This window comes from Microcoleus sp. AS-A8, from assembly GCA_039962225.1.
GTDB lineage: Bacteria > Cyanobacteriota > Cyanobacteriia > Cyanobacteriales > Coleofasciculaceae > Allocoleopsis.
In genome coordinates this window covers 725,698-744,869 of record JAMPKV010000001.1, presented here as the reverse complement: position 1 = coordinate 744,869, position 19,172 = coordinate 725,698, and the positions used below count along the sequence as shown (strand labels likewise).

The following is a 19,172-nucleotide window of genomic DNA, read 5'->3' as shown; positions in this document are numbered from 1 at the left end:
CTTGCCCTGTAGGCAGTTGTAGGGTGAGCCTTGCCCACCCTACTGATAGCTTTAATAGTAGTTCCCAACCTTACGATGGTGAACCGCAGTTAGGGCATCGGGTTTGGAAACGCGACCATTATCAACGGTGGCGTACACAATCCAATGGTCGGTGAGTTCCATGCGGCTGACAACATGACACTCCATATAGGCAAGGGCATCTGTCAGAATGGGGGAACCGTTTTCAGCCGCTTGAGTTTTCACTCCAGCAAAGCGATCGGCACCCGGTGGGAAGCGCTTGAGGAAGTGCTTCATTAAGCCTTGGTAGTTGCCTTCTTCTAACACATTGAGGACGAAGCGATCGCCGACATGCATCAAGGACTCAATCGCCCGATCTTTAGCCACGGCAATGGTTAAACCCAAGGGTTGGAAGCTAGCCTGTGATACCCAGGATGCCAACATTGCCCCCTTAATATCACCCTTGGTGGCTGTAATAATGTACAGTCCACCGCTAATCCGTCCCAAGGCTTTATCAAGGTCACTATCAAGGGCTTTCCGTTGCTTGATGTCGCGATCGCGGGTTAACATTTGCCCCATATCTGTACCCGCTTCTTCACAAAGTTGGTACGTTGCTTCTGTGGGTGTATCCTTCACTCGAATGGCGGGAAAGGCTTGTTTCAGTCCCAGATTTCTGAATTGATTGAGTAAGGGATCGATCGGTTCGTCATCTCCCCCGTAGGACTCGAATATGCCAACCACTTGCTTGGACTTCGCTGCCGCCAGAACTGTGCCTACAGCCGCCGCCGCAATTTTACTGGAGGCTGGGGGCATTCCAATTGCCATTCCTGCCGCACGCCCCACCATTTCCTGTACTTCTTGGGGATCGGCGGTTTTTAGGTCGATCATTTCCACGCCAACGCCCGTTTTGGTAATCCCTCTAGCAACGGCTTGAGACAGGCGATCGCTATACCCATAATCGGAGACATAAAACACCACCACCGATGTCTCTGCCTTGGCTTGGGCTTGACTCCACTTGCGATAGCGACCGACCAGTTCTGTCACATTATGACGCAGCAAGGGGCCGTGACCATTCGCGACTATCGTCACCTCTCCCAACTGATCCATCCGCTTGAGGGCAGACAGCACAGAACGCGCATTGGGAGCCATTAAACAGTCGTAGTAAAAGCGATAATCCGGTTCAATCGCCCTTAAATCTTCGTCAAACGTGCTGTCTGAACAGTAGTGCAGGCCGAAGGCGTCGCAAGTAAACATCACCTGCGTCCCCGCATCGTAACTGAAAATAGTGTCAGGCCAGTGCAGGTTAGGGGCATTGACAAATTCCAACACATGTCCTTTGCCCAAATCTAGCTTGTCGCCATTTTTAACAACCAGCCGCTCAAAGGGTTGATGCACAAAATCTTCGAGGAACTGAATGGCTACCTTTGACCCTACTACTGTTACTTGAGGCGCTAACTGGAGGACATCTTTGACTAAACCACTGTGGTCTGGCTCGGTATGGCTAATAATGAGGTAATCAATTTCAGCGGGATTAATCTGTCCTTTAAGGGTGTCTAAATACAGTTGACGGAACTTTTCATGGGAGGTGTCTACTAAAGCCGTTTTCTCACCTCGAATCAAAAACGAGTTATATGTCGTGCCGTTTTGGAGGCCGAATTCGATATCGAAGCGATCGCGATCCCAGTCCAAAGAGCGAATCGTGGTTGTATCGGGGGCAATTTCGCCCGTTTGCATCGTTAATCTTTTTTGGGTTTTGTCGGTCAGCAATACCATTTAATGACTCCTAAATCAACTACTTTTTACTGCTTTTTTAAAAAACTTTTTATTTTGTCTTTATTTTTACACAACTAACTCGTCAGGCTAAATTAGAAAAAATGATAGTGATGCTAAGAAGTTTGAAACGTAGGGGCATCAGTTTTTTCGTTTTTAACTATCAATTTCTCTGATTTTGAGCATAGACCCTTGGTTAGGCTGGGATGTTTTACACCGTTTTGTAGGGGAGGCAGTCTGTTCAACGGTTACTCTTTGTATGGTAACTGAGTAAAAATACTTATGACAACCAACCCGTCTTAACCGGTCGTCAGTGGTGAATGGTGTAATGTGTATAGTTTCTAGGGGCGATTGCAAAGTCCCCATGTAACCTCTGTGGAGAAAACTGGATATATAGCTGTCGCCATAAAGGTTAGAACTTTCTTTAACGGCTCAAACAACCACGTAGTACTAATAAACATAAAAGCCTCGTCGTATGAGCTCAGGTGCCTTCTGCCTTTTGCCTTCTGCCTTTTGTCTTCTGCCTTTTGCCTTCTGCCTTTTGCCTTCTGCCTTCTGCTGTAACCAGGGTCTAGGTTAGGTTGGTCGCCTTGAAATTTCCACAGCTTTGACCATTGATCGACGTTTTAAGAGTGCCTGCACCCCTATCGATTAACCATGCAACCTGACGATCCGCTGATTTATTCACCCGTTCTAGAGGAAGCCATTGATCGTAACCCCCTGATAGTTACACCTGACACCTTACTGTTAGACGTGCTCGCATTAATGAGTCAGGTCCGAGGGAGTTGTTGTTCGCTGAGTGAGGTCAATACCCCCTTAGAATCAATCCCCCGCTATGGGACGCACTCTAGCTGTGTGTTAGTCATGGAGGGCAGCCAGCTACTGGGAATCTTTACAGAACGGGATATCGTGTGGCTCACGGCTGATGGCATACCCTTCGAGGGGATAAAAATTTCTGAGGTGATGTCCCAGCCAGTGCTAACTATGCCTGAGTCGAATTTTCAGGATGTCTTTGCTGCCATATTCCTATTTCGTCGGAATCGGGTTCGCCATCTGGTGATTGTGGGCGATCAAAATCAACTGGTTGGCATTGTCTCACAAGAAAGCATTCGTCGTATCCTTCGACCCGCCAACCTGCTGAAGTTGCGGCGTGTGTCAGAGGTGATGACGACTCAGATGATTCATGCTCCGGCAACAACTTCCGTATTAAATTTAGCCCGACTGATGACAGAGCAACGAGTCAGTTGTGTTGTGATTACACAAGAAAATGGCTATGGAGGCTTTTTTCCGCTAGGGATTGTGACAGAGCGAGATATTGTGCAATTCCAAACCCTAAGGCTGAATTTAGCCCAGACGTTAGCTCAAACCGTGATGAGTACACCGCTATTTCTGCTCCACCCACACGATACGTTATGGAAAGCTCATCAGGAGATGCAACGACGACGTGTCAGACGATTGGTGGTGTCTTGGGATTTGGGAAGAGCACTGGGAATCATTACTCAAACCAACCTGATGCGAGTGTTCGATCCTGTGGAAATGTATGGTGTGATCGAAGTATTACAACGGACGATCGAGCAGTTAGAAGTGGAAAAAGCCGAACTCTTGCAAAGTCACAAAGCTGCATTAGAGCAACACATACCCTACCTTCCAGCTCAATTGAACCCACAGGCTGAATAGAGAATCTCGTGAACGAAAGCTGGCTGGCGTTAATGATCGGAAATTCCCGCTTACACTGGGCTTGGTTTGTAGGTACCACCCTTCAAGAAGCCTGGGATAGTAGCCATTTACCCGCGTCAGCCGTTGAGCAACTCATTCAGCGTTGGGCGTCCGGCATTTTGCCAGCAGCCATCTTGCCACCTCAATTAATTTCTCTACACTTATCGAACACGACAAGCCTTTTACCTCTTTATGTCGCTTCGGTAGTCCCCAGCCAAACAACTCTTTGGCAAACCTACCCGGCGGTAAAAGTGATTACCCTAGCCCAAGTACCGCTTTTGGGAGTTTATCCTACCTTGGGAATTGACCGTGCCCTCGCGTTGTTGGGTGCGGGTGAGACGTTTGGTTATCCGGTGCTTGTGATTGATGCAGGTACGGCACTGACATTAACGGGTGCGGATGCTCACTCTCAGTTAATAGGGGGAGCCATTTTACCGGGGCTAGGGTTACAGTTAAAGTCTCTGACACGAGGCACAGCCGCCCTGCCAACGACCCAACTCCCCACCCAGCTACCACCCCGTTGGGCGATGCAGACAGCGTCGGCGATTGAGAGTGGTGTAATTTACACCGTACTGGCAGGAATGCGGGACTTTATAGAAGACTGGCAATCTCAGTTTCCCACGAGTCAAATCGTTCTCACGGGCGGCGACTCACCTGTACTTCTGACCTATCTCCAATCCCAGTATCCCGAAATAGCACGTCAGCTCATCTGGAATTCACACTTAATTTTTTGGGGAATTCGGTCACTGAGGTTGAAAATTGCAAGTTAGGCAGTTAGGCAATTCACCCTTCAACTTCAACCTTCCAACTTTCGACCCGATGGACAAAATCATGAATATGCCCCGCTAATAAACCCGGTAAGGCTTCGGGTAAGTCATTTTCCCCAGGTTCAACCATTTGCAGGTGGGCTTTTGGGATTTGGGAGGCATAGACTTGAGATTGCGCGATCGCATCTGGATCATCCTTTGCGCCTTGCAAAATCATCGTCGGCACATTGAGCCATTCGAGTTGTTCTTGCAATAATTCCGCTTGAATTTCTGCTCTCCGTCGTTGGCATAACAGCTTGCCAGCCGTGGGTGAACTGAGTATCTGTTTGCGCCATTTCAGCGCTCGCTCAATGGATTGGTGTCGCCCAATCAATCGTGCCAGGGGATAGAGGCAGCGCAGGATGAGATAGGCGATCGGGGGACGCCCAATCAACCACCTCGTCCACCCTTCACCCAAACGCTTCCTGGGTGTCTTAACGCCTTCTGGTGCTATTAACACGAGACCGCTAACATTTTCCACATGTTTCAGAGCATAACTCGCCGCAATCCAGCCGCCCAGGGAGTGACCGACTAAATATACCTCTGGTAGATGTAGCGCCTCTAGATACTGAAACAAACACTCAACTTCTAACTGGATTGAGTAGTGGAGTTTAGGTCGTTCAGATTCGCCAAACCCTAACAAGTCAAGGGCAAAGCAATGGTAATTCTCACTTAACTGATCGATGACCGGTAGCCATTGACTGCCATCGTGCCAAGATCCATGGAGAAATACCAGTATCGGTCCCCGACCGACTTCACGCCAGAAAACTTGCCCTAAGGGTAGCCTAATTCGAGAATTGCGTAAGGGTAGATTCATCCTGAGCTTAGGGTCTTATTTCAGAGTTGGACAGGTCAAGAGAGAGGATTGAGGACTGCGAGAAGGAGACACAGGAATACTGAGACACCAAGACGCTCTTAATTTTCCAGCCAGTCTCTTCCGGTTGCCCTAGCTGCTTAAGCGAAGGTTGTCTTGCCATCGAAGTAATCCTGCAACTGTTGGTCATGGTCATGGCTAAGCTCACCTAGGGGGATAGCTGAGCGGTCAAACGCTTTGACGTCACTGATTTCTAAGGTATCCTGGACTTGCATTGTTCCTTGAACATCGGCTTCTACTACAACACATATTGAATGAATCCTGGGATCGCGTTCAGGCGCAGAGTAAATTCCAACCAATCGACGAACCTTTAGCAACTCTAAACCCGTCTCTTCTTCTAACTCCCGCTTCACGGTGGTTAGTAAATCTTGACCCCAGTTCACCATTCCTCCTGGTAGTCCCCATTTACCATTGTCGCGACGCCTGATCAGCACAATTTGCCCATTCGGCAAAATCGGGATGATACTCGTACCTGTGACAGGATGGCGGAATATAATTCCCAATACCGTTTGTACAAATTGCCATGTTCGACGCATTACAAAAAAAGGCTATGTTTGCCTCGTGAATAGGTTGCTTACAGACTGTTATCATAGTCTCTACGGATACCAGTTCGGTATCAGCAGTCCCGGAAAAATCAGTTTTTTGACGCCAGTGATCATCTCTCCTGACTCGAAAATCGCTCGGGTGTGTAGATTAGCTTTTGTTAAAATGGCTGAAGTGCCTCAGCTAGACTCAGCGATTTCTTTGACTCGATGGTTCAGAAAGGATGATATTCGAGAGGCGGGTCAATCCAGCTAAACTTCAGACTCCTAGTTGGTTATAGCACCTGGCTCTTGTTTAGCACCTCTTGCTGTCTGTTTTCAGACTGCCACCTTCTGATGAGCAACACTGATAAGATAGACAAGCCAAGCTGAATCTTTCGCAAGAGTTTGCGAGGCATATTTTTTTATCAATGAGGTAAACATGGCAAAGCGCCGCAACCAAAAGAAAGAAAAGGCGCAACGGAATCAAGCCTACGCCCGTAAGTTTCGTAAACGTAAAAATACGGGTCGTTTCTCTAAAAATCGGCGGTATAACAGACCTCCGGCAGAAGAGGAACAGGATGAAAACAGTGAACTCGGAGACGGTGTTCAAAAAACTCAAATGCGCTAATGAAGGCTGAAAAGGATACTCTCCTTGTCCCTGAGCCGTTGCCTGGTGGGCACATTTAAGCGGCTTTGAGGCAGGCTGAGTTGGGCATCATAATAGTACCGATACTATGGATGCCCGCTTCCTACCCCAAGACTCGCCCCCCCAGAAATGGGAAGAGGGCGAGCCAAATATATATATGAATGATGGAATTTCCGACGGTAGCTGTAGCGCCCTCAGGATGATTAACGCGACTCTACGCGATCGCGTGCCTCTTGCAGAGCTTGACGTACCTGCTCAAAACCCGTACCTCCGTAGCTGTTTCGTGCAGCAACCACCTGAGTCGGCGCGATCGCTTGATAAATATCGCCCTCAAAGGCTGGGTGCAGTGCCTGCCATTCCTCCAGGCTTAAATCTTTGAGCAATTTATCACTCTTGAGGCAAGTTCTCACCACTTTACCCACTAAGTTGTAAGCTTCCCGGAAAGGAACACCTTTGGAGGCTAAATAATCGGCAACATCGGTGGCGTTAGAGAAGTCTTCGTCCACGGCTTGTGCTAACCGTGCGCTCTTGAATTCCATTCCCTCCCGCAACAGAATGGTCATGGCTTCAAGACACCCTTTCACGGTTTTCACCGTATCAAACAGCGCTTCTTTGTCCTCTTGCAAGTCTTTGTTATAAGCCAACGGTAACCCTTTGATCAACACCAACATGGCTTGGAGATGCCCGAAGACACGCCCTGTTTTCCCCCGTACCAGTTCCGGCACATCCGGGTTTTTCTTTTGGGGCATGATACTGGAGCCAGTGGAACAAGTGTCTTTGAGAGTCACAAAGCCAAATTCCTGGGAAGCCCAGAGAATAATTTCCTCTGACAATCGGCTCAGGTGTACCAGAATCAAGCTGGCAGCGCACAGGAATTCGATCGCAAAATCGCGATCGCTGACACCATCCAAACTGTTACGATAGACCCCTGAAAATTCTAACAGCGAGGCTGTATAGTGGCGGTCGATGGGAAACGTCGTCCCCGCTAGCGCACCACATCCCAAGGGAGAAGTATTCACCCGCTGCGCGATCTCACCCAGGCGCTCCCAATCCCGCTGGAGCATTTCAAAGTAGGCTAAGAGGTGATGAGCTAAACTCAGCGGTTGAGCGCGTTGTAGGTGTGTGTAGCCGGGAATTAGAGTTTCTACGTTGGCTTCGGCAATGTTGAGGAGGACACCTTGAAACTCACGCAACTGGATGCGAATTTGGGCAATTTGAGCGCGGAGGTAGAGTCGTGTATCGGTACCCACTTGATCGTTGCGCGATCGCGCCGTGTGCAACTTTTTCCCCACATCTCCAGCAATCTCCGTCAGGCGTCGCTCAACCGCGAAGTGAACATCCTCGGCATCAATACCAGGGTTAAAGTTGCCTTGGCGGTATTCTTGGCGAATTTGTTCTAAACCGGCGATTAGTTTCTCTCCCTCGGCTGGGGAAATGATGCCGGTATGAGCCAGCATTTGGGCATGAGCGATCGAACCTGTGAGGTCGTACTCAATCAATTCGATATCGAAGCCAATACTGGCATTGAAGCGAGCGATCGCTGGATGTAGTGCGGATTCAAACCGTTGGCTCCAGGTTGTTTGTTCAGTCACAGTTGGAAAGTTAAAGGGTTTGGAGGTTTGAAGGTTAAGGGTTTGGAGGTTTGAAGGTTAAAGGTTTTGAAGATAACCTGTCAACTGTTTGCCTTGCTAACTGGCAACCTGCTAACCTTCAATCTGCAACTTTTTCAAAACGAGGTGAAACTCTTAATGAAGTAACCGATAACGATCCCGATCACCAGTGCCCAGGCTTGACCTGTTCTCACAAAGTTGTTCCACGCATTGGCGACCTGACCGAACAGATCGGTATTCGTTTTGAGTTGAGCTAACCCATGCCAATCGACCGAGAATAGATGACTTGCTCCTTGCAGGGCATCAGGCCCAAAACTGATGTGATTCAAAAAAGTGGGTACGACTTGCATCCCTTCAATGACCATGACGATTATTGCCTTTTAAAAAATGGGTCACTCGGTAGATTTTACCTGCATCACGACCAGCGTCATATCATCTCCGTGAGGGTTTGTTGAACCAATAAACTGTTGCACTTGATCAAACAGGTAATCCAAAATGGCTTGAGAACCACTGCAATGCTCACACGCCCACTGGAAAACTTGTATCAGTCGTTCCTCATCAAAGCGATCGCCAGATTGATTCGCCGCATCAGTAAACCCATCGGTGTAGTAAATGATTGTATCTCCAGGCGCTAACTGCACTTGAGCATCTTCATACTGAGAATCGGCCTCTAGGCCAATCAGCATACCAACGGTATCTAAGCGTTGGATGGATTGGGTTGATGCCTGCCACAAGAACGGTGGATTATGGGCGGCGTTACTATAAGACAGAAGTTGCGTCTGCGGGTCGTACTCGGAATAGAACAGCGTGACAAACCGATGGGAGTTTTCCAGGTCAGCATACATAACCCGATTCAAGTGCTCTAAAATCCGCCCTGGGGAGTGACGATTCAGAACTTCTGCCCTGAGCATCCCTCGCGTCATGGTCATAATCAAACCAGCGGGGACGCCTTTACCCATGACATCGCCAATCACAACACTCCAAGGTAAAGAGGCTCGCTTGCAGTCGGTTACTTCCTGATCATCCGGCTTTTTAGGACGCAATTGGTCGTAGTTGGCGGGAATGAAATCGTAGTAGTCGCCACCGACTCGGTTCGCGGTTTTACACATTGCTGCCAATTCCACCCCCTCAATTTGAGGACATTGGCGCGGCAGCAGGCGCAGTTGGATTTCGGCACCAATTTCTAACTCTCGATCTAAGCGCTCTTTCTTACGCAGTTCGACGGTGAGTTCATCATTGGCGATGGCAACGGCGGTTTGGTCGGCGACCAATCGCACTAATTTCTGTCGCGTTGGAGTCCAGTTGTAATTAGAATCATGGCTAAACACATAAAGACGACCTCGTTCGCTATTGCGAATCAGAATCGGCGTCCCAAATAGCTGCACATCTGCTCCTAGACTTTGACTCACCTGCTCGTCGAGGGATGCTTGGAGCAGCTCTAAGGGTACGGGAGCATTCGAGTCAGTTCCCCCCTCACTGTTTGTTGCTCTGACTTCACGAGTTGCCTTTTCAATCGCTTTACGAATACTGTTACAAGCTTGACTTTCTTGGCAATGTAGCTGCTCCAGCCTAACTTGACCGTTTGGCTTGAACAAAATTAAAGCACCACCATCAGCATCCGTTACGCGCGCCGCCATCAATGGAATTAACTCCAAAAATTGATTCAAATTGTTAAAGCTGCGTAGGGCAAACCCTAGTGAACTCAACAAATCTTGAATCTTGTGTTGTTCCCGGTGTAAGCGTGCCACTAGTTCTTTCAGGGCAGAAACAGGTGTTCCTTCAGCAGTAGTTTTATGGCTATTGCTGTCAGTTGAGCTTGAGGGTTGGCGCGGAGCAGGCCGTGCTGTCATAGCATCAGGCGTAGGGAACATTTATTCAGTAGAGAAACAATTAATCTAACTATTGCCAGAAATAGGAATCAGGTATCTCCTCAAGTGTTGTGAGGTCACTCTACAGTTAAGCTAGAGGCTCCACAAGCCGCATCGGACTTTCCTGACATTCTCCCGGAGAAATTTATTCAACGGGAGAGCTATCGAAAAACTGTATGAAATCATACAGTACCACTGCTTGCCATTGTGAGCTTTCCTGAAACCCATTCCAGCTATTGTATAAGGCATTGAGCTAACTTGAGTTGTAAATAATAGCGCTGATTAGGAACCCTGCCAATGTCCGGATGGGATATTTCCAGAATTGTTCGGTTTTCTTTACTTGATGCTCCTTTGAGTATTACAACTCTTCATGAAAAATTGTGTTACTGGAGACTTATCCTACCGGAGTTAGCGGTTTAACGAATCTCTGAGCATTCCTCTACTTTCTGAGCCGTATTTGAGGTCGGCAACTTGGAGTAATCGAGAGATCAGCTACAATTCACTCCATGAATCCATAGGGAGCCTTTGTGCTCAAATTATCCCTAAAGAATACGTTGTTGTAATACAGGTTCAGGGTATAGCAAATCTGGGTCAAACTTTGTTTAGACATTCACAGAGCTAGTTCAGTGGAGGTGTCTGCAAGTTGTAGGATTATGAATCGACCCGAAGGCGTGGGGAGGCTCTACACACTCCGGAGGTTCCACATGCCATTTGAATGATCATTAGCTCAGAACTTCAATGGCAAGGACTGTAATTCCTTTTGAATCAGCCGATAGTATCTTCGAGAGCGAGAATCGGTATCCGGATGATGTTTATAGCAAAAGGCAGAAGGCAGAAGGCCGAGGGCAGAAGGCAGAAAGTTTATTACTAGTGCACCCAGGCAGAAATAACCCACCACTGAAAAAAGGTTAAAAACCTTACTGTACAAACTTTCTTCCCTTCTGCCTTCTGCCTCCAGACTTCTGCCTTCTTGCACTAGTACGTGGTTGTTTGGGCCGTTAAATCTGTCCTAACCTTTATGGGGACAGCTATAGCACGAAGGCACTAAGTACGAAGTTACGTTATTCTGAGATAAGCGCAAAAATCTCATATCCTTGAACTGCTGTTACGGTGCGTAAGTCTTCATGTTTCGATGGGGCATCCCATGTTGAAATGACGGAGTGATGGCTGGTTTTCGTTGTGTGTACCACAAAGTAGGGGCACGACATGTCGTGCCCCTACTTAGCTGAAGTATTCTACTCAATGGAGAACCGCTATAGTTATCTAGCTTTAGTCCCTGTGCATCTACGGATTTTGACGCACTCCTCAGCCTAAAGGCGTGAGGATTCTGGGTTCAAACAATAGTTGCAGCTCATTTCCCGTCTTACACTATCTAGCCCAATGGACAACGCCCTGCCCATACTTTGATTATACATTTGTACGCCCTGAAGGGTGCGGAGCTTTAGTGAGCAGCTTTAAACCCGTGATGTTTTGGTAAAAAAGCTGGGTAAGGACAGTGTTACGCCGTTGACAGTACGAGAGAATCTTCCGGGATAGTCTCTAACCTCAACCAGCTTTCAGCGGCGTAAATCCTAAAAGGCTCAACGACCCATCTTCATCGCCAAACTCAACACCGCGAGAAGACCATTCATTAGATAAAACACACCAACAATCTGTGTTTCTGACCAACCGCTGAGTTCAAGATGGTTATGATACGGTGACATTTTCAAGAGACGCTTACCAAGGCCATTCGCATCCTTTGTCGCTTTGTAGTAACCCACTTGGGCAATCACGGAGAGGGACTCTATAAAGAAAATACCGCTGATGATAAATAAGCCCCAAACGTTGTGAGACAAAAGACCGACCGCAGCTAGTGCGCCTCCTAAGGCCAAAGAACCCGTATCACCCATAAAAACCGTAGCTGGGTTGCGGTTATGGACAACAAACCCCAGGCAAGTGCCAGCCATGCAAGCACAGAAAACCATTAAACCTGGTGCACTCGGGCCAACGATCGCCCCCAGTCCTAAAAGCGCGATCGCACAAGTCCCTGCTGCCAATCCATCCACACCATCGGTGAGATTGGTGGCATTGCTTTCGGCTACCTGTACAAAAACGGCAAACGGCCAAAACAAGAAGCCTAAGGGTATGGCTATCCCTAAGGGCAAGTTAATGGTGGTGATACTTGCCGATTGAGTGAAAGCCAGCCATACACAAAACAAGGCACCGACGCCAATTTGTAGGGCTAGTTTCGTGCGGGGTGAAATTCCTTTATTGGAACGGCGTCGGACAATTTGCCAATCATCCAGCCAGCCCACTCCAGCATAGGCCAGGGTGACCACACACACCGCTAGTACAGAGCCAAAGTCTTGCCCCCTCATCACAACTCCCGACCACAGGAGGGCGACAACCACCGCCACGGGAACAAAAAACAGGCCACCCATTGTCGGGGTACCTGCTTTACGTAGGTGTGATTGGGGGCCTTCCTCGCGGATAATCTGCCCCATTTTTAGAGCTTGTAAAAGAGGCACTGCCCAGTAGCCGAGAGCAGCCGTAATTATGGCGCACATCAACAGCGGTAGGGTCATTGAGAAATCTGATATGAGCGATCGCCCCGCTGTCCAATCTAGTATTAATGATCCCAGGCTCAAACCAATAGTCAGTAACGTCAGAAGTCTAGGACCGGTTGGATTTAACGACCGTCCAGAAGATAACTTTGCATCAACCACAGACTTTTCATTCCTTTATCGAACTCCTCACAATAGACGCAACGAATTGCGTCTGTACGATTCCCGTTTGACCCACGGTACTCATGGGAATCGTAGCATCATATTCGCTGCTTTCAACCTACCGAGAAAGCAAATCTACTTATAGGCGGCTTCGGATGAGTAACTACAGGTTTAGGTGCACAACAATGAGTAGCGGTAAATCGCCGTAAGTGTAGATTTGGCTGGAATTTGTTCAGCTTTCACAGCTATTACAATCGCACCGCTTCAAAGGTTATGAATGGCTGCAAAATCTAAAAAATCCTTGTCCCCAGCCTGCTTTTGTTCGTGCAGCTGCACCGTGCTCTTGTGTGGGTCGAAGCTACCCCACTGCTGATGACCTTTGGCAACGAACAACGAATCAACTCGTTGGTAGTCAGCCGCCTTGACTACTTCTTTCATATCATCAGAGGCAAGTTCCTGATTATTTGCAGAAATTTCTCTGTAACGTTCGATTGCGTATTGTGGTGAAGGTTTAGAAGTAAGCTTCTATAAGTTCTCTAGCTTGTTCATGGAAGGCTTCAAGGCTGGGGCGCTCCACGAGACCAAGAGAGATTCTCATGAATTATTGAGGATTGCTATATCGAGCTGTAGAAGTAGAAGGAGTGAGTTCTTCTTGAAGTTGAGCAACGCTTTCATACTCTCCTTGAAAGGCTTTGAGAAGACGAGTGTAGATGGGGAGAATCTTTTTGTAGGTGGCGACGTGAGCGGCAATCGGTTGATGCCGATACGTTTCACCGATCATTTGACAGACAAGATTGAGCGAAGAGATTTCTTTGAGGGCATAAAGTCCTAAAACCGCCGCCCCCAGGCAAGAACTTTCGTACTGTTCGGGTACAATTACATCTTGATCAAAGATATCTGCCATCATTTGCCGCCACACAGGTGATCGCGCAAAGCCTCCGGTGGCTTGAATTCGTGTGGGTTTACCGGTGAACTCTTCCAAGGCTTGTAAAACCAAGCACAAATTAAAGACAATGCCCTCTAAGACAGCTCGGACCAAATGAGCTTTGGTATGGTTTAAACTCAGACCAAAAAAGGAGCCCCTGGCATTCGCATCCCAAAGTGGCGATCGCTCCCCCATGAGGTAAGGATGGAAAATCAGTCCCCCCGCACCGGGAGGAACCGTTTCAGCCAGCATTGTGATCAAATCATAGGGGTCTTTCCCTAAGCGTTGAGCTGCCCGAACTTCTGTATCCGTGAGTTGGTCACGCACCCAACGCAAGGCAATCCCGCCATTGTTCACGGCTCCCCCAACCACCCAGTGGTTTTCGCTCAGAGCATAGCAGAATAAGCGCTCTTGAGGGTCAGTGATGGGACGCTCCACCATCGTTCGCACCGCCCCACTCGTACCGACAGTGACAGCGATCATTCCAGGCTGAATCGCTCCCACTCCCAGATTCGACAACACCCCATCATTGGCACCGATGACTGTTGGTGTATCGGTTAAAATTCCCATCGCTTGAGCCAAGGAGGCTGGCATGGGTTTGACAATGTGCGTTGTTGGCACCAATTGGGATAACTGTGTTGTGGTGATCCCAGCCATTTCCAGGGCTTCGTGATCCCAGTCGAGGGCTTTTAAATCGAGTAAGCCTGTTGCCGAGGCGATCGAGTAATCAACGATATACTGTTGAAAAAATCCATAAAAAACGTATTCCTTAATTGAAATAAACTTAGCCGCCTGCTCAAAAATTTCGGGATGTTCGTTCCGTAGCCAAATTAATTTTACAAACGGGGACATGGGATGAATTGGCGTCCCCGTCCTCAGATAAATTTCATGCCCGTGCTGCTCTCGCTTAATTTTTTGGGCCCAATGGGCGCTGCGATTATCCGCCCAAGTGATGCTCTGAGAAAGCAGCTTTCCTTGTGCATCAACCGCTATTAAACTATGCATAGCAGCGCTAAAAGACAAACCCATTAATTGAGTTGGCTCAATCTGACTGAGCGTCATCACTTTTCTCACCGTTGTAATCACGGCTGAGAAGATTTCTTCGGGGTCTTGTTCCGCTGCACCGGGTGTTGGTGCATACAAAGGGTACCCCACGGCATACCGACAGACCGTATCGCCTTTGGCTGTAAACAATACAGCTTTCGTACTGGTAGTGCCAATGTCTAGTCCAATAACGTAGCGCTGATTATTCACCGCTTCACCAGAGTCAATCTTTCATACTTTATACTTCAGTTGACGTGCCTTTAGTCCTGCTTTTTTTACCAAAGCGACTTTGGCGCATTCTCAGCACTAATCCTAGCGTCACCTGCTTCATCACCCAGTACAATACCGTAAGGACTACAAAGGTTACTACGATAACCAACACAGGACGTTTAGCTGTTAAATCATCGACTACACTCCTTGCCAAATCATCCGGTTGAGTGAGAAAATCCCAACTGTTGAAGCGCTTGAATCTCCCTAGATAAACGCCAATAGCACACAGAGCATGGGTGAGTAACTCAGCCCAAAGGACGTATTGACCCACTCTCTGCTGCTTCAGGTAATGACCTAGGTTGATTAAAGACACTACATAGGCTTCAAACCCAGCTAAAATCGCGATTATGTGAGGGGGGATGAGAACCAGGGTAATGATCCACACTGAATAGTAATCGCGAATCGCCTTAATCAGGTGAATGATGTCCGTTAACAGATAAGGGGCATTGGGCAAAAAGGCAATAAAAACCAAAAAACCCACCCACCATAACAGCGATCGTGACTGAGACGCTCTGCGGAATAGCCAAAAGCTCAAAGCCAAAGGAATAAAAGCAAGAAACAAATTCCAGGCTATCCAGCCACTGTGGATGTTCCAAGCCTGCCACGCATTAGCAAGTAGGTCTCTTATCGACATTTCCTTAGACGCGAATGAGGGTGCTGAGTCAGATTAGGAAAGTTGCAACCACTAGTATAGCTATCTGCAAAAAGACGATTTTGCTGTCGGTAAGTTTCTCTACTATTTCCACGCAGATGATTCACTCGTCACTCTCAGCGTGATCCAAGAATCGATATCCTCTTGCTTCTAGAGTTTGAATAGTACATTTAAACTATTTTTGTGGCGACAAAGCTCTTTTCAGCGTCTAACTCAATCCCTGGAGCAAGGGTGGGGTCAACTTATGTTTCAAGACTAATGAGTAAGCTAACTTAAACAGGGATATCACCCTTCTCGGCTGATATCCCTGTTATACTTTCCTGACATACTAGGAAGGGCAAATTTTCAGGTCTCCATTCGCAAATGGAGCGTTTCAAGCAGGTTAGTCCAAGTTTAGGTAGCTGGCTTCTTGCTCTAGCTGACGAATCAAAGCCTCGTCGCCTTTGGCTCTAGCTACTTCTAAGCGATGTTCTAAAAGTTTTTGGAGAGTAGCACGATGAGCGGCAGCGGCTTTTTGAGCTTGGTTATTCCGGTTTCTGTTCACTGTAAACAATCCCTTCGGTTCAAATCATGTATTATCTTCCTCCCTCAAAAATAACATGAATCGAAGCCGGCTGGATAGGCAAAAAGTATTTTTTGATACAGAAATTAGTAAGGACTTCAGGGTAATGACCGAACAGAGTACACTCACGAGCGCAGCCATTAGGGGTTAATCCTTGCTGCCGAGGTTCTTATCGTTCCTGAGCAGAGCGTTCTTAGCGATTGAGGAGCCGATGGGATAAGATAGGCGCTAAGCTGTTCCAAGCAAGTGATTTGAACAGAAAATTGTCAAGGCGATCGCCCGCATCCTGAATTTATGCACCTATTCAAAAGTACGTCCGTGTGAGCCCACCAGGAAAAAGCAAATAGAAGTGAATTATTCTACATACACGCTCCCACATGAAGCCAAAAAATTGTGAGATGGTGCTCCAATCGTTCTAGTTGTCAAAAGCGAGGGGCTATGCACTAAGCTTACAACTATTGTTTGAAGCTACCTCTACCTGATGTAGGTTAACGCATTAGAAGTTCATCACACTCCGGAAGTCTCGGTGGATTAATCACTCAATGGTTTGCCTAGCTCTTAAAAAAGGATGATGCATCCTATGGCTCAATGAAACAATTGAGGTATGCAAGATTTCTAGCCATCAACAACCCGTTGTGCGATCGCAAACCTCAGCTCTTGCTTCTTATTTGACGAAAAGTCTATTCTAGAGCTAGAAAATAACCATCAGTTTTTCCCTAAGCTGTTGTGCATTTAATTTGTGAGTTAGGTTTTAGCCTTTTTCTTGGGGGATGGGCATCCTGCCCGTCCAAGCTATGCAATTTAAATGCCGATTAGCTTATTCAACTTCAGTGTCAATCAATCTAATTGAGAATTACGAGGTAATTAAATGAAAGCTGTGATCCTTGCTGGGGGGCTTGGGACTCGCATTAGTGAAGAAACTTCTGTGAAGCCAAAGCCTATGGTTGAGATTGGTGGAAAGCCAATTCTCTGGCACGTCATGAAAATTTACTCAGCTTATGGCATCAATGATTTTATCATCTGCTGCGGGTACAAAGGATATGTCATTAAGGAATATTTTGCTAACTATTTCTTACACATGTCCGATGTTACTTTCGACATGCGATTTAATCAAATGAACGTTCATTGTGGTTATGCCGAACCTTGGCGAGTGACACTAGTAGATACAGGTGACAATACGATGACTGGCGGTCGTCTGAAGCGGGTTCGAGATCATATTGGCAATGAAACATTCTGCTTTACCTACGGAGATGGTATTGGAGATGTCAATATTAAAGAATTGCTAGAGTTTCATAAAACACAAAAAACTTTGGCTACGCTAACCGCAACCCAACCCGCAGGGCGTTTTGGTGCGATATCGTTTAAAGATCAAGAAAAAGTTAGTAGTTTCCGAGAGAAAGAAGACCTGAACGGAGCTTGGATTAATGGTGGTTTTTTTGTGTTAGAGCCAGAGGTGATTAACTTCATTGCGGATGACTCTACCATTTGGGAGAAAGACCCTTTAGAGAAGCTGGCTGTAGATGATCAACTTTCGGCCTATAAACATTTTGGTTTTTGGCAACCTATGGATACTCTACGAGACAAAAATTACCTGAATGAATTGTGGAATAGTGGAAAGGCTCCTTGGAAAGTTTGGTAAAAGGATATTTCTGTTTCAAAAATAATTTTCTCTTCTTCATTTAGATGAAGATGTCTAACAAAACGTCACCATCCAACGAACTTTTAAGTAGCAGGTGCATCTAAACAAATTGATTTCATGAGGATGGCATTTTTGGGTGAACAACGCTTTAGACAATCTCATAGATCAGCGAGTGCATCTGGGCAAAAGCAAGCCATAACATAAGCCCGGATGCTGCTAATTTCTGAATTCTGCCATTATCTGACAGGCGTTGCTGTCAGATAAAATTTATTTCACTCAGTTTCAAGAGGGTAAATACTGAAAAATTCATGACATAATTTTTTAAAAATAACGAAAAAATGTAAAATATTTAACCTTAGTAGACACAAAAATTAAATACATAAAAATTCACAAATTTCCTAGATAAATCCGGAAAAGTTAAACTACAAAAAGTAAAAAATCAATTCTAAGGTAGAGAGAGATGACAGAGAAAGATTTTAAGTTTAAATTAAAAATATTATCAATTGATGGTGGTGGTATTCGAGGAATTGTCCCAGCCAAGATTCTTGCTGAGATCGAGAAGCGAACAGGGAAAAGGATTTGTACCTTATTTAATTTGATTGCTGGTACCTCAACGGGAGGAATCTTAGCGGCTGGCTTGGCGTTGCCAAAGCCGAACACTAAAGAGCCGAAATACACGGCAGCAGACCTAATTAACATTTATCGGGAGCGTGGAGGAGAAATATTTTATGAGCCATTTCTTGAGAAAGTAATGAAATTAGACGATATCAGTAGACCTAAATATTCTTCAGATGGTAGAGACAAGGTCTTAAAAGAATATTTTGGTAACACTCCTCTCGTAGATGCACTCACAGAAGTTTTCGTCACCAGCTACGATATTCAGCTAAGGACACCTGTTTTCTTTACCAGTCAAACCAACAAAGAAGAGAGAACTAATCGATATTACCGGAAGATTTCTAGCGGCTTCACCATGCACCAAGCCGCAATGGCGACTTCAGCAGCTCCAACTTATTTCAAACCACATAAGGTTGAGGCTTCCGTCAAACACGAGACCCAAGGAAGAGGTTTTTATGCCTTGGTTGATGGTGGAGTTTTTGCCAATAATCCAACATCCCTAGCTCTAATGGAAGCCATCATTGATTCTAAAAAACCCGGTAAAACCCCACTTGAACTCCAAGACATACTCGTAGTCTCCTTGGGCACTGGCTCACTGACCCGTAGATATGATTACGAGAAAGCTGCGAATTGGGGATTAGTGGGATGGGTACAACCCCTTCTTAACATCACGCTCGATGGTTCTAGTGAATCCGTGGCTGTTCAATTAGAACAACTGTTGCCGAAAGCTCAGGATAGACCACCTCAGTACTATCGCTTCCAAGCCTTGTTAGATGCAGGCAAAGGTCTGGATGATATGGATAAGGCAGAGCCAGAGAATATCAAAAATTTAGAAAAACTGGCAGAAGAGATCATTGCCAAGGAAGATCAGAATTTGAATGCACTCTGCAAATTGCTGGTGAACTGATAAGAGCCTATTCGACACGGTTAGAATCAGAGAGAAAGTAGA

The 19,172-nt window shown here is 46.7% G+C and carries 16 protein-coding genes; 5 read left to right on the top strand and 11 right to left on the bottom strand.

Going from position 1 to position 19,172, the window contains the following annotated elements:
- Positions 1-51 precede the first annotated feature (51 nt).
- Positions 52-1,770 (bottom strand): diflavin flavoprotein, encoded by a 1,719-nt coding sequence (locus NDI48_02870; protein MEP0830145.1) that lies wholly within the window; start codon positions 1,768-1,770, stop codon positions 52-54.
- Between the two features lie 654 nt (positions 1,771-2,424).
- On the opposite strand from NDI48_02870, the gene NDI48_02865 reads away from it, so the two are divergent.
- Positions 2,425-3,444 carry a CBS domain-containing protein gene (locus tag NDI48_02865; protein MEP0830144.1) on the top strand — a complete coding sequence of 340 codons (1,020 nt, stop codon included), beginning with the start codon at positions 2,425-2,427 and terminating at the stop codon, positions 3,442-3,444.
- 8 nt (positions 3,445-3,452) lie between these two features.
- Entirely contained in the window at positions 3,453-4,253 is an 801-nt protein-coding gene (locus NDI48_02860) for a pantothenate kinase (protein MEP0830143.1), read from the top strand.
- Between the two features lie 13 nt (positions 4,254-4,266).
- Here NDI48_02860 and NDI48_02855 read toward each other — a convergent pair whose 3' ends face one another.
- Both NDI48_02855 and NDI48_02850 read right to left on the bottom strand, forming a co-directional pair.
- Positions 4,267-5,106, bottom strand: coding sequence for an alpha/beta hydrolase (locus NDI48_02855; GenBank protein MEP0830142.1), 840 nt, complete (start codon positions 5,104-5,106; stop codon positions 4,267-4,269).
- 137 nt (positions 5,107-5,243) lie between these two features.
- Entirely contained in the window at positions 5,244-5,699 is a 456-nt protein-coding gene (locus NDI48_02850) for an NUDIX hydrolase (GenBank protein ID MEP0830141.1), read from the bottom strand.
- A gap of 427 nt (positions 5,700-6,126) precedes the next feature.
- Here NDI48_02850 and NDI48_02845 point away from each other — a divergent pair, with 427 nt between their 5' ends.
- The gene (locus tag NDI48_02845) at positions 6,127-6,315 is read left to right on the top strand and encodes a hypothetical protein (protein ID MEP0830140.1); all 189 of its coding nucleotides are present in this window, start codon (positions 6,127-6,129) and stop codon (positions 6,313-6,315) included.
- 221 nt (positions 6,316-6,536) lie between these two features.
- Here NDI48_02845 and argH read toward each other — a convergent pair whose 3' ends face one another.
- The 8 genes from argH to NDI48_02805 all read right to left on the bottom strand — a co-directional run bounded on the left by argH (position 6,537) and on the right by NDI48_02805 (position 15,951).
- A complete protein-coding gene (argH, locus tag NDI48_02840; protein MEP0830139.1) occupies positions 6,537-7,925 on the bottom strand; it encodes an argininosuccinate lyase in 1,389 nt (462 codons plus the stop codon).
- Positions 7,926-8,059: 134 nt separating this feature from the next.
- The gene (locus tag NDI48_02835; protein MEP0830138.1) at positions 8,060-8,308 is read right to left on the bottom strand and encodes a hypothetical protein; all 249 of its coding nucleotides are present in this window, start codon (positions 8,306-8,308) and stop codon (positions 8,060-8,062) included.
- A gap of 27 nt (positions 8,309-8,335) precedes the next feature.
- A complete protein-coding gene (locus NDI48_02830; protein ID MEP0830137.1) occupies positions 8,336-9,793 on the bottom strand; it encodes a PP2C family protein-serine/threonine phosphatase in 1,458 nt (485 codons plus the stop codon).
- Between the two features lie 1,598 nt (positions 9,794-11,391).
- Entirely contained in the window at positions 11,392-12,516 is a 1,125-nt protein-coding gene (gene mraY / locus NDI48_02825; protein ID MEP0830136.1) for a phospho-N-acetylmuramoyl-pentapeptide-transferase, read from the bottom strand.
- Positions 12,517-12,780: 264 nt separating this feature from the next.
- Positions 12,781-12,954: a hypothetical protein gene (locus NDI48_02820; protein ID MEP0830135.1), complete on the bottom strand. Its 174-nt coding sequence runs from the start codon at positions 12,952-12,954 to the stop codon at positions 12,781-12,783.
- A 163-nt stretch (positions 12,955-13,117) separates the two neighbouring features.
- Positions 13,118-14,695: a gluconokinase gene (gene gntK / locus NDI48_02815; protein MEP0830134.1), complete on the bottom strand. Its 1,578-nt coding sequence runs from the start codon at positions 14,693-14,695 to the stop codon at positions 13,118-13,120.
- Positions 14,696-14,723: 28 nt separating this feature from the next.
- Positions 14,724-15,389 (bottom strand): DUF1361 domain-containing protein, encoded by a 666-nt coding sequence (locus tag NDI48_02810; GenBank protein ID MEP0830133.1) that lies wholly within the window; start codon positions 15,387-15,389, stop codon positions 14,724-14,726.
- 400 nt (positions 15,390-15,789) lie between these two features.
- A complete protein-coding gene (locus NDI48_02805) occupies positions 15,790-15,951 on the bottom strand; it encodes a hypothetical protein (protein ID MEP0830132.1) in 162 nt (53 codons plus the stop codon).
- Positions 15,952-16,837: 886 nt separating this feature from the next.
- Between NDI48_02805 and rfbF the strand changes: the two genes are divergently transcribed.
- On the top strand, positions 16,838-17,608 hold the full coding sequence (gene rfbF, locus NDI48_02800) for a glucose-1-phosphate cytidylyltransferase (protein ID MEP0830131.1): 771 nt from the start codon (positions 16,838-16,840) through the stop codon (positions 17,606-17,608).
- A gap of 460 nt (positions 17,609-18,068) precedes the next feature.
- Positions 18,069-19,130, top strand: a complete 1,062-nt coding sequence (locus NDI48_02795) for a patatin-like phospholipase family protein (GenBank protein MEP0830130.1) — start codon at positions 18,069-18,071, stop codon at positions 19,128-19,130.
- The last annotated feature ends 42 nt before the right edge of the window (positions 19,131-19,172 follow it).

Bases quoted from the DNA above. Each gene is read 5' to 3' on its own strand.
- NDI48_02870 (MEP0830145.1), bottom strand. From the start codon at position 1,770: ATGGTATTGCTGACCGACAAAACCCAAAAAAGATTAACGATGCAAACG.
- NDI48_02865 (MEP0830144.1), top strand. From the start codon at position 2,425: ATGCAACCTGACGATCCGCTGATTTATTCACCCGTTCTAGAGGAAGCC.
- NDI48_02855 (MEP0830142.1), bottom strand. From the start codon at position 5,106: ATGAATCTACCCTTACGCAATTCTCGAATTAGGCTACCCTTAGGGCAA.
- NDI48_02850 (MEP0830141.1), bottom strand. From the start codon at position 5,699: ATGCGTCGAACATGGCAATTTGTACAAACGGTATTGGGAATTATATTC.
- NDI48_02845 (MEP0830140.1), top strand. From the start codon at position 6,127: ATGGCAAAGCGCCGCAACCAAAAGAAAGAAAAGGCGCAACGGAATCAA.
- NDI48_02835 (MEP0830138.1), bottom strand. From the start codon at position 8,308: ATGGTCATTGAAGGGATGCAAGTCGTACCCACTTTTTTGAATCACATC.
- NDI48_02830 (MEP0830137.1), bottom strand. From the start codon at position 9,793: ATGACAGCACGGCCTGCTCCGCGCCAACCCTCAAGCTCAACTGACAGC.
- NDI48_02820 (MEP0830135.1), bottom strand. From the start codon at position 12,954: ATGAAAGAAGTAGTCAAGGCGGCTGACTACCAACGAGTTGATTCGTTG.
- NDI48_02810 (MEP0830133.1), bottom strand. From the start codon at position 15,389: ATGTCGATAAGAGACCTACTTGCTAATGCGTGGCAGGCTTGGAACATC.
- rfbF (MEP0830131.1), top strand. From the start codon at position 16,838: ATGAAAGCTGTGATCCTTGCTGGGGGGCTTGGGACTCGCATTAGTGAA.
- NDI48_02795 (MEP0830130.1), top strand. From the start codon at position 18,069: ATGACAGAGAAAGATTTTAAGTTTAAATTAAAAATATTATCAATTGAT.